At 73.3% G+C, this 10,695-nt stretch carries 7 protein-coding genes and 2 pseudogenes; 6 read left to right on the top strand and 3 right to left on the bottom strand.

The window, feature by feature from the left end; translation table 11 throughout:
• Positions 1-208 (bottom strand): annotated as a pseudogene (locus E1283_RS38210) (Rv3235 family protein); the annotation flags it as partial.
• 105 nt (positions 209-313) lie between these two features.
• Here E1283_RS38210 and E1283_RS23075 point away from each other — a divergent pair.
• From E1283_RS23075 to E1283_RS23055, 5 genes are all read left to right on the top strand, one after another.
• Positions 314-817 carry a DUF6912 family protein gene (locus E1283_RS23075; RefSeq protein WP_132820042.1) on the top strand — a complete coding sequence of 168 codons (504 nt, stop codon included), beginning with the start codon at positions 314-316 and terminating at the stop codon, positions 815-817.
• 35 nt (positions 818-852) lie between these two features.
• Positions 853-1,524, top strand: coding sequence for an HAD family hydrolase (locus E1283_RS23070; RefSeq protein ID WP_132820041.1), 672 nt, complete (start codon positions 853-855; stop codon positions 1,522-1,524).
• A gap of 300 nt (positions 1,525-1,824) precedes the next feature.
• Positions 1,825-6,759 (top strand): NAD-glutamate dehydrogenase, encoded by a 4,935-nt coding sequence (locus E1283_RS23065; RefSeq protein WP_132820040.1) that lies wholly within the window; start codon positions 1,825-1,827, stop codon positions 6,757-6,759.
• Between the two features lie 137 nt (positions 6,760-6,896).
• Positions 6,897-7,751, top strand: a complete 855-nt coding sequence (locus tag E1283_RS23060; RefSeq protein WP_132820039.1) for a polyprenol monophosphomannose synthase — start codon at positions 6,897-6,899, stop codon at positions 7,749-7,751.
• Between the two features lie 23 nt (positions 7,752-7,774).
• The gene (locus E1283_RS23055) at positions 7,775-8,914 is read left to right on the top strand and encodes a hypothetical protein (RefSeq protein WP_132820038.1); all 1,140 of its coding nucleotides are present in this window, start codon (positions 7,775-7,777) and stop codon (positions 8,912-8,914) included.
• Positions 8,915-8,987: 73 nt separating this feature from the next.
• Here the strand turns inward: E1283_RS23055 and E1283_RS23050 are convergent, their stop codons facing one another.
• Positions 8,988-10,022 (bottom strand): EamA family transporter, encoded by a 1,035-nt coding sequence (locus tag E1283_RS23050; RefSeq protein ID WP_132820037.1) that lies wholly within the window; start codon positions 10,020-10,022, stop codon positions 8,988-8,990.
• Between the two features lie 26 nt (positions 10,023-10,048).
• Between E1283_RS23050 and E1283_RS23045 the strand changes: the two genes are divergently transcribed.
• Positions 10,049-10,600 carry a CGNR zinc finger domain-containing protein gene (locus E1283_RS23045; protein WP_132820036.1) on the top strand — a complete coding sequence of 184 codons (552 nt, stop codon included), beginning with the start codon at positions 10,049-10,051 and terminating at the stop codon, positions 10,598-10,600.
• On the opposite strand, the pseudogene E1283_RS38910 reads toward E1283_RS23045, so the two are convergent.
• Positions 10,565-10,695: pseudogene (locus tag E1283_RS38910) on the bottom strand (UDP-glucose 4-epimerase GalE); the annotation flags it as partial. The gene E1283_RS23045 and the pseudogene E1283_RS38910 overlap by 36 nt on opposite strands.

The raw sequence follows: 10,695 nt of genomic DNA, 5'->3' as shown, positions 1-10,695 counted from the left end.
AGGGGGTGCGGGGGGCGATGTCGATCAACTGTTCGTAGGCGTGTTCCCGTACGTGTCCGAGGAGCGAGTGGGCCGGTCGTTGGCCGCTGAGGATCAAGAGCAGCCGATGGGCGAACCAGTCCTGTGGCCCGGGGCGACGGGCCGGCAGAGGTCGGTTCGGGCGGCTGGTGTCCCGCCGTTGGGCGGGTCGGCGATTGCTGGTTCTCATGCGAAACCACCCCCGAGGAAAAAGCTACTCACTGGTAACTGCGCGGATTGTAACGAGACAACTACGCAGCGGCAAGGGCGATTTCGGCTGGTACAGTGACCCGCCATGCGCGTCTACCTGCCCCTGACCCTCGCCGGGCTCGCCGAGCTGCGCCGCGCGGGCGAGGCCGGGCCGGCGCCGCTCGCGGCCTATGCCGTCACCCCCGCGCTTCGCGAGTGGTATCTCTCCGGCGACCAGGAGGAGCTGGAGTACGCGGCGTTCAGCCGGGCCGCCCAGGCGGCGCTGCGGCTGCTGGCCGTGGAGCCGACCGTGGCCAGGCGTCGGGTGGTGCTCGCGGCCGACGTGCCGGACGGCGTGGCGGTCGCCGATCCCGACCGTGCCATGGACCCCGAGGCGTTGGGCGAGGTGCGGCTCACCGAGGCTCTCCCGGTGTCCTGGTTCGCGTCCGTGCACGTGGACGCCCCGGACGCGGAGTCCGAGATCGCGACGGCCGCCGCCGCGCTCGGCGCGGCCGACCAGGGCGACGACGACGCCCGGTTCGTCGTCGACGGGGCCGCCGACCACGAGCTGCTGTGGTACGGCGTGCAGGAGATCGATCACCTTCTGTAACCCCACTGTCAGTGGGGCCCCGTACCGTGAGGTCCATGGCAACGCATCTCGTCTGGGACTGGAACGGAACCCTGCTGCACGACACCGACCTGGTGATCGCGGCGACCAACGCCTCCTTCGCCGAGTTGGGGATACCGTCGATCACCCCCGAGCGGTATCGCGAGCTGTTCTGCGTGCCCGTGCCCCTGTTCTACGAGCGGCTGCTCGGCCGGCCGGTCCCCGCCGACGAGTGGGAGGTGCTGGACGGGGTGTTCCACCGCCACTACCGGTCCAGGGCCGACGAGGCGGCGCTCGCCGAGGGGGCCGCCGAGCTGCTGGCGGCCTGGCGGGCGGCCGGCCGCACCCAGTCGGTGTGCTCGCTCGCCGCGCACGACCAACTGCTGCCGCTGGTGGCGCGGCTCGGGATCGCCGAGCACTTCACGCGGGTGGACGGCAGCGTCGGCGGCGTGGTCGCGGGCAAGGCGGAGCAGATGGCCCGCCACCTCGCGGCGCAGGTCGAGGTGGACCCGGCCTCGGTGGTGGTCATCGGGGACGCGGTGGACGACGCGGTGGCCGCCGGCCACGTGGGGGCGAGGGCCGTGCTCTACGCCGGCGGGTCACACAGCCGGCGCAGTCTGGCCCGGGCGGGCGTTCCCGTGGTGGACAGCCTCGCCGAGGCGGTGCACGTCGCTGAGGAGTTGGTCACAGGTACCCCAAGGACCCTCTGATCTTGCTCAACTATCGCCCGGTGCCCGGGAGCGGAGAGATAGCCTGTTCCTCGTGATCAGCGCGATAGCGGCCGGCGTTCCGGCCGGAGGCAACGTCGCCTCCCTCGGTCCCCGGTGCATAGCCGGGCCGGTTCCGTCGCTGGTCCGTTCTCCCGGGAGCCTCCCCCTTATCCCGATCGCGCCGCACGAGACAGTTCCGTACGAGACAGCTCTGCACGAGATCGAGCCTCACGAGATCGAGCGCTGCCCGGTGACCGATTCCCGACGTCGCCCGACGGTGCGCGACAGGAGCCAGAGGACATGCACACCAAGCTGGACGAAGCCAAAGCCGAACTGCTGGCACAAGCCGCCCGGGTAGCCGAGCACGGCGTCGCCGGAGGCCCCGTGGGCCACGGCATGGACGCCGCCACACTCAGCGCCTACCTCCAGCGTTACTACCTCTACATCGCCCCCGAAGACCTCGCCGGCCGCGACCCCGTCGACATCTACGGCGCCGCCGTCTCCCACTACCGCCTTGCCGGCGACCGGCCGCAGGGCACGGCGAACGTGCGCGTCCACACGCCCACCGTCGAGCAGACGGGCTGGACGTCCAGCCACACCGTGGTCGAGGTCGTCACCGACGACGCGCCGTTCCTGGTCGACTCGGTGACCAACGAGCTGTCCCGGCAGGGGCGTGGCATCCATCTGGTCGTCCACCCCCAGGTCCTGGTGCGCCGCGACGTCGCCGGCCGGCTGATCGAGGTGCTCGCCACCAACGGCGGCGCCGTGGAGCGCCCGGCCGACGCCGTCCTCGAGTCGTGGATCCACGTCGAGATCGACCGCGAGACCGACGACGCCGACCTCCGTGGGATCGAGGCCGATCTGCGCCGCGTGCTCAGCGACGTGCGCGAGGCCGTGGAGGACTGGCAGAAGATGCGCGGCACCGCGCTGCGCATCGCCGACGAGCTGCCGGACGAGCCGCTCTCGCCCGACCTGAGCGAGCCCGAGATCGAGGAGGCCCGGGAGCTGCTGCGCTGGCTCTCCGCCGACCACTTCACCTTCCTCGGCTACCGCGAGTACGAGCTGGCCCGCGAGGAGAACGGCGGCGAGGGCGACATCCTGCGCGCCGTGCCGGGCACCGGCCTCGGCATCCTCCGCTCCGACCCGTCGCACGACCCGGCGGCACCGCACCCCACCGCCTCCGCCGCGTTCGGCCGGCTCTCGCCCTCGGCCAGGGCCAAGGCCCGCGAGCCCCGGCTGCTGGTCCTCACCAAGGCCAACAGCCGGGCCACCGTGCACCGCAGGTCCTACCTCGACTACGTCGGGGTCAAGAAGTTCGACGCCCAGGGCAACGTGGTCGGCGAGCGCCGCTTCCTCGGCCTGTTCTCCGCCGCCGCCTACACGGGCTCGGTGCGCCGGATCCCCGTGATCCGCCGCAAGGTCGCCGAGGTGCTGGTCGAGGCCGGCTTCGGCGCCGACAGCCACAGCGGCCGCGACCTGCTCCAGATCCTGGAGACCTACCCGCGCGACGAGCTGTTCCAGACCCCCGTGTCGACGCTGGGCAGCATCACCACCTCCGTGCTCCACCTCCAGGAGCGCCGCCGGCTGCGGCTCTTCCTCCGGCAGGACGAGTACGGCCGCTACCACTCGGCGCTGATCTACCTGCCGCGCGACCGGTACACCACCTCGGTCCGGCTGCGGCTCACCGAGATCCTCACCGAGGAACTCAACGGCGGCAACATCGACTTCACCGCCTGGAACACCGAGTCCGTGCTGTCCAGGCTGCACTTCGTGATCCGGGTGCCGGCCGGCGCCGAGCTGCCCGAGCTCACCGACGCCGACGTCGAGCGGATCGAGGCCCGGCTGGCCGAGGCCTCCCGCTCCTGGGCGGACGGCTTCACCGACGCGTTGCTGGCCGAGTGCGGCGAGGAGCGGGCCGCCGAGCTCGGCCACCGCTACGCCAACGCCTTCCCCGAGGGCTACAAGGCGGACTTCGCGCCCCGCGTCGCCGTCGCCGACCTCCAGTACGTGGTCAGCCTGGCGCCCGGCGGCGACCGGGACTTCGCGCTCAGCCTCTACGAGCCCGTCGGCGCGGCCCCCGGCGAGCGCCGGTTCAAGATCTACCGGATCGGCGAGCCCGTCTCGCTCTCCGCCGTGCTGCCGGTGCTCCAGTGCCTCGGCGTCGAGGTCGTCGACGAGCGCCCCTACGAACTGCGCGTCGGGGACGGATCCACCGCCTGGATCTACGACTTCGGGATCCGGCTGCCCGAGGCGCTGGCCGCCTCCCTCGGCGGGGACGCCCGCGAGCGGTTCCAGGAGGCGTTCGCCGCCGCCTGGACGGGCGCGGCCGAGAACGACGGCTTCAACGCGCTGGTGCTCTCCGCCGGGCTCACCTGGCGGGAGGCGATGGTGCTCCGCGCCTACGCCAAGTACCTGTGGCAGGCCGGCGCCCGCTTCACCCAGGAGTCCATGGAGGCCACCCTCCGGCGGAACGTGCACACCACCCGCCTGCTGGTGAACCTGTTCGAGGCGCGGCTCGCCCCGCAGCGGCAGAGCGCCGGCCGGGAGCTCACCGACGGCCTCCTGGAGGAGCTGGACGGCGCCCTGGAGCAGGTCCTCAACCTCGACGAGGACCGCATCCTGCGGGCCTTCCTCAACGTCATCAAGGCCACCCTCCGGGTCAACTACTTCCAGAGCGACGGAGACGGGAAGCCGCACGTCTACCTGTCGGTCAAGCTCGACCCCAAGGGCATCCCCGACCTGCCCGAGCCGCGGCCCGCGTTCGAGATCTGGGTGTACTCGCCGCGCGTCGAAGGCGTCCACCTGCGGTTCGGCAAGGTCGCCCGCGGCGGCCTGCGCTGGTCCGACCGCCGGGAGGACTTCCGCACCGAGATCCTGGGCCTGGTGAAGGCGCAGGAGGTCAAGAACACGGTGATCGTGCCGGTCGGCGCCAAGGGCGGCTTCGTCGGCAAGCGGCTGCCGAGCCCGGCCGAGGACCGGGACGCGTGGCTGGCCGAGGGCATCGCCTGCTACCGCACCTTCATCTCCGGCCTGCTCGACATCACCGACAACCTGGTGGACGGCCGCGTCGTCCCGCCGGCGGACGTGGTGCGGCACGACGGCGACGACACCTACCTGGTGGTCGCCGCCGACAAGGGCACCGCCACCTTCTCCGACATCGCCAACGAGGTCGCCGAGGCCTACGGCTTCTGGCTGGGCGACGCGTTCGCCTCCGGCGGCTCGGCCGGCTACGACCACAAGGGCATGGGCATCACGGCGCGCGGCGCCTGGGAGTCCGTCAAGCGCCACTTCCGCGAGCTGGGCCACGACACCCAGACGCAGCCCTTCACGGCCGCCGGCATCGGCGACATGTCGGGCGACGTCTTCGGCAACGGCATGCTGCTCTCCGAGCACATCGGGCTGGTCGCGGCCTTCGACCACCGGCACATCTTCCTCGACCCCGAGCCCGACGCGGCCGTCTCCTACGCCGAGCGGCGCCGCCTCTTCGCGCTGCCCCGCTCCTCCTGGGCCGACTACGACACCTCGCTGATCTCCAAGGGCGGCGGCGTCCACCCGCGCACGTCCAAGTCCATCCCCGTCACGCCCCAGGTCCGCGCCGCCCTCGGCATCACCACCGACGCCGTGGCGCTCACCCCGGGCGAGCTGATGCAGGCCATCCTGCGCGCCCCCGTCGACCTGCTGTGGAACGGCGGCATCGGCACCTATGTGAAGTCCTCGGCGGAGTCCCACGCCGACGTCGGCGACAAGGCCAACGACTCCATCCGTGTCGACGGCCGCGACCTGCGCGCCAAGGTCGTCGGCGAGGGCGGCAACCTGGGCCTCACCCAGCGCGGCCGGATCGAGTTCGCCACCGCCGGCGGCCGCTGCAACACCGACGCCATCGACAACAGCGCCGGCGTGGACACCTCGGACCACGAGGTCAACATCAAGATCCTCCTCAACTCCGTGGTGGCCAACGGGGATCTGACCGTCAAGCAGCGGAACGTCCTGCTGGCCGAGATGACCGACGAGGTCGCGGCCCTCGTGCTGCGCAACAACTACGCGCAGAACGTGGTGCTGGCCAACAGCGAGGCCACCGCGCCGGGCCTGGTCCAGGCGCACCAGCGGCTGATCCGTCGGCTCGGCGAGAGCGGCCGGCTCGACCGGAAGCTGGAGTTCCTGCCCTCCGACGACGAGTTCCGTGAGCGCCGGGCCGCCGGGCGCGGGCTCACCCAGCCCGAGCTCTCCGTCCTGCTGGCCTACGCCAAGCTCACCGTCACCGCCGAGCTGCTGGGCACCGGGCTCCCGGACGACCCCTACGTCAGCCGGCTGCTCGACGCCTACTTCCCCACCGCGCTGCGCGAGCGGTTCCCCGACCGCCTCGAGCACCACGCGCTGCGCCGGGAGATCGTCACCACCCTGCTGGTGAACGACACGATCAACGTGGGTGGTTGCTCCTTCGTCCACCGGATGCAGGAGGAGTCGGGAGCCTCCACCGAGGAGGTCGTGCGCGCGCACACCGCGTCCCGGGCGATCTTCGGCCTGGCCCAGATCTGGGACACCGCCGAGAGCCTGGACAACCAGGTGGCGGCCGAGACGCTCACCCGGCTCCGGCTGCACGCGAGGCGGCTGGTCGAGCGCGGCGCCCGCTGGCTGCTGAACAACCGGCCGCAGCCGCTCCAGCTCACCGAGACCATCGAGCTGTTCGCGGTCCGGGTCGGCCAGGTCTGGCAGGAGCTGCCCAAGCTGCTGCGCGGCCGCGACCTGGAGTGGCACGCCAGCCTGCACGACGAGCTGGTGGGCTCCGGCGTGCCGGCCGAGCTGGCCCAGCAGGTGGCCGGGTTCTCGGCGGCGTTCCCCGCCCTGGACATCGTGGCCGTCGCCGACCGCACGGGGCGGGAGCTGCTCGACGTCGCCGAGGTCTACTTCCACCTCAGCGACGAGCTCGGCATCACCCAGCTCCAGGACCGGATCAGCGAGCTGCCGCGGGCCGACCGCTGGCAGTCCATGGCACGCACCGCCATCCGCGAGGACCTGTACGCGGCGCACCAGCTGATCACCGCCGACGTGTTGGCCGAGGGCGCGCCCGAGGCCACCCCCGAGGAGCGGTTCGCGGCCTGGGCGCAGCGCAGCGCGGCCATCCTGGGCCGGGCCCGCACCACGCTGCACGACATCCAGTCCTCGGAGAGCTTCGACCTGGCGAACCTCTCCGTCGCGATGCGGACGATGCGCACCCTGCTGCGCAGCAACCGCTGACCCCGAGGACCGCGTGCCGGGAAGCGACCCCCCGGCTTCCCGGCACGCACCTCGTGTAGCTCCGGACACGGAGCCCCACGCGGCGGTGGTTACCATGTCGTTCGGATGATCAGCCTCACGAGCGACTGGAGCGGGCCATGGTGGGAGCGGTGCCGGAGGGCTCGACCCCTGCCTGGCTCGCGGCCTGCGGCGATGTCGCCGTGACGGTCGTGATGCCCACGTACAACGAGGCGGAGAGCCTGCCCCGGATCGCCGGGCAGCTGCTGGACCTGCCGCTGGCCGGGCTGCGGCTGCTCGTGGTCGACGACAACAGCCCCGACGGCACCGGCCGGATCGCCGACGAGCTGGCCGAGCGCCACCCCGGCCGGGTCGGGGTGCTGCACCGCACCGCGAAGGACGGCCTGGGCCGCGCCTACGTGGCCGGGTTGACCCTGGCCGTCGAGCAGGGCGCCGAGTACGTGCTCCAGATGGACGCGGACGGCAGCCACGCCGTCTCCTACGTGCCGCAGCTGATCGGCAGCGCCCTGGCGACCGGTGCCGGCTTCGTCGTCGGCAGCCGCTATGTGCCGGGCGGGCGGCTGGCCAGCGAGTGGGCGCCGCACCGGCGGCTGCTCTCCCGCTGGGCCAACCGCTACGTCGGCGCCGTGCTCCGCACCGGCCTGCGGGACGTCACCGCCGGCTTCGTGCTGTGGCACGCCGACGTGGTGCGGGCGCTGCGCCTCGACCACGTCCGTAGCAACGGGTACTGCTTCCAGGTGGAGTTGAAGTACGCGGCGGTGCGCGCCGGTTGCCCGGCCGTCGAGATCCCGATCCGCTTCGAGGAGCGCCGGGAGGGCGCCTCCAAGATGTCGGCCGGGGTGCAGTTCGAGGCGGCCGTGCTGCCGTGGCGGCTGCTGCTCGGCGACCTGAAGGGCGGCCGGGCGGCGCGCCGCGTCGACGTGATCGGCCCGGCCCAGCGCCGCCGGGCCGGGGCTGGCCGCCGGTGGCCCTGACCCGGTCGCCGGCCACGGAGGGCGTGCGCGAGCCGCCCGCCGGCCAGGACCCCGGGCCGCCCACGGCCCGGGCCGCGGCGCCCGCGCTGCTCGCCTACGTCGGGGTGCGGGCGGTGGGCCTGCTGATCCTGTGGATCTGGGCGGCCGTCGAGGACCGCGACCCGTACCAGTTGCTCACCGACCGCTGGGACGCGGTGTGGTACGCCGGCATCGCCGAGGACGGCTACGGCCACCAGGTGCGGCTGCCGGACGGCGGCGTCCACTCCGACCTGGCGTTCTTCCCGCTGCTCCCGGCGCTGGAGCGGGCGGTCGCCGCCGTGACCCCGCTCGGCGTGCACGACGCCGGCCTGCTGATCTCGTGGGCGGCGTCGCTGGCCGCGGCCTGGGGCGTCTACGCCGTCACCGCGCACGTCACCGGCCGGCGGGCGGCCGGTGTGCTGCTGGCCGCGCTGTGGGGCGCGTACCCCACGGCGTTCGTCCAGTCGATGGCGTACACCGAGACGCTGTTCACCGCGCTCGCCGCCTGGGCGTTGTACGCGGTGCTCACCGGCCGCTGGGTGTGGGCGGGGGCGCTGGCGTTGACGGCCGGCCTGAGCCGCCCGTCGGGCGCGGCCGTGGTGGCCGCTGTCTGGCTGCCGGCCCTGGTCACGGTCTGGCGGGCGCGGCGCGTCTCGCCGCGGCTGCTGCTCGGGGTGGCGCTGGCGCCGCTCGGCTGGTTGGCCTACGTGGTGTACGTGGGCGTGCGCAGGGGAGGCCCGTTCGGCTACTTCGAGGTGCAGGCCGAGTGGGACAACGGCTTCGACGGGGGCGTGGCGCTGCTCGGCTTCGTCTGGGAGAACCTGACGACCAACGTGGTCGGCGGGATCGGCCTGGCGGCGGCACTGGTCCTGGTCGGCTGGCTGGTGTGGCTGCTGGTGCGGGAGCGTTGGCCGCTGGCACTGCTGGCGTACACGGTCTGCATGGTCGTCGTCTCGCTGGTCGGTTCCGGCTACTTCGGCTCCCGGCCGCGGCTGATGATGCCCGCCTTCGCCTTGTTGCTGCCGGCCACCATGTGGCTGCTGCCGAGGCTCCGCCCGTCCCGGCTCGGGGTGGTCGTGGCGGTGGCGGCCCTCGCCTCCGGCGCCTACGGCGCGATCGCCTTGCTGGGGCCAGGGCCGCCGTGACGCCGGCCGGGTGGGTGTCCGCGGGTTCGCAGACCGCGGCGCCGTAGGTGAGGGCGTGGCCCTCCGCGGAGCGCTAGTGGTGTTTGACGATCTCGCCGTTCAGCAGCACGACCAGGCAGCCGCCGGCCGTGGCGCAGTACTCGATCTCGCCCTGCGAGGTGCGGTGGCGGGAGCGCAGCGTCCACTGTTCCGCCTCACCCGGGGCCGGCCGCCCGCAGACCGGGCAGACGCCCTCCGCCTCGGGCGGGGCGGGCGGCAGGTGCGTTCTGACCGGCCCGGCCGTCCGGCGCCTGGACTGTGCCACGGCCCAGGCACTGGCCGCCACCACCAGTGCGATGGCGCACAGTTGGCGCGCCGTCAGCCGCTCGTCGAGCAGCACGAAGCCGACGGCCGCGCCCACCGCCGGGGTGAGCGACAGCAGGACGCCGAAGGTGCGGGCGTCCACCCGGCGCAGCACCACCGTGTCGAGGGTGTAGGGGATCAGCGAGGACAGCACCGCCACCGCGAACCCCGCGCCCAGCACCGAGGGGTGCGCGACCACGGCCCCGCCGTCCGCCACGGCCGCCACCGGGGTCAGCGCGCAGGCGCCGACCGCGAGCGCGACCGCCAGCCCCGACCAGTCCTCGAAGAGCGCTCCCACCTGGCGGTTGAGCAGCACGTAGCCGGCCCGGCAGACCCCGGCGAGCACCCCGAGCACCACCCCGGCGACGGCCAACGAGGCGCCGGGCGAGGCCAGCAGCAGCACTCCGGCCAGCGCCAGCAGCGCCGCGGACAGCTGTCCCGGCCGGCGGGACAGGCCGACCGCGAGCGCCAGCGGCCCGAGCAGTTCGAGGGTGGCCGCCACGCCGATCGGCAGCCGCTGCAGGGCGCCGAAGTAGGCCACGTTCATGGCCGCGAGCACCAGGCCGAGCGTCACCACGGCACGCCACCGGCGCGCGTCGAACGCGCGTACCCGGGGGCGGGCCACGGCGCACAGGACCAGGGCGGCGAAGGCGAGCCGGAGACCGGCCAGGGCCAACGGACTCACCTGGTCGTAGGCGCCCTTGGCGACGGCCGCACCGAGTTGGAGGGAGGTGATCTGTCCCAGTACCAGCAGGATGGTGCTCATGACATCCAGCGTGATGTCATGGCCTTATGCAGTTCAACCATTACGGTGGCGAGGCCGCGCGACTCGCCGCCGACCTCGTCAACCTGACCGCCCCGCCCACCCCCGACGAGCTCGAACCCCTGCTGGTCGCCCGCGACATCTCCCGTCCACGGCTCGACGCGGCCGAGGCGGCGGAGATCTGGCTGTGGAGCCGCCGGCTCGCCCGCTGCTTCGGGCCGCAGGACACCGCCCGCCGCTGCGAGACCGTCAACGCGCTGCTCGCCGACGCGTCGAGCCGCCCCTACATCTCCCAACACGGCGGCCGCGCCCCGCACCTGCACTACAGCTTCCCCGGCGCGGGACCGGCCGCCCACATCCGCGCGGTCACCGCCGCCGGGCTCGCCTACGTGGTCTGCTTCGCCGCCGCGGAACGCCTCGGCCGCTGCGCCCGCGTCGGCTGCGGCCTGGCCTACGTCGACACCTCGCGCAACGGCCGGCGCGCGTACTGCTCCGTGCGCTGCGCCAACAACGACGCCGTCGCCCGGCACCGCGAGCAGCGGCGGTCAGCGGGCCGTGCGCAGCCAGCCGGCCCAGGATGAGGTGATCATGTCGTCCAGGGTGTGGCTCGCGGTCCAGCCGAGCTGCTTGGCGGCCAGGTCGGGGCAGGCGACGACGCGGGCCGGGTCGCCGGGGC

Origin of the sequence: Streptomyces hainanensis (genome assembly GCF_004348415.1) — a bacterium.
In the GTDB taxonomy this organism is placed as follows: Bacteria; Actinomycetota; Actinomycetes; order Streptomycetales; family Streptomycetaceae; genus Streptomyces; species Streptomyces hainanensis.
Note: the sequence above shows the minus strand (reverse complement) of the source record. Positions and strands in the feature narration are given on the sequence as shown.

Coding starts and splice junctions, on each gene's coding strand:
- E1283_RS23065 (WP_132820040.1), top strand. CDS start 1,825: ATGCACACCAAGCTGGACGAAGCCAAAGCCGAACTGCTGGCACAAGCC.
- E1283_RS23075 (WP_132820042.1), top strand. CDS start 314: ATGCGCGTCTACCTGCCCCTGACCCTCGCCGGGCTCGCCGAGCTGCGC.
- E1283_RS23070 (WP_132820041.1), top strand. CDS start 853: ATGGCAACGCATCTCGTCTGGGACTGGAACGGAACCCTGCTGCACGAC.
- E1283_RS23050 (WP_132820037.1), bottom strand. CDS start 10,022: ATGAGCACCATCCTGCTGGTACTGGGACAGATCACCTCCCTCCAACTC.
- E1283_RS23060 (WP_132820039.1), top strand. CDS start 6,897: ATGGTGGGAGCGGTGCCGGAGGGCTCGACCCCTGCCTGGCTCGCGGCC.
- E1283_RS23045 (WP_132820036.1), top strand. CDS start 10,049: ATGCAGTTCAACCATTACGGTGGCGAGGCCGCGCGACTCGCCGCCGAC.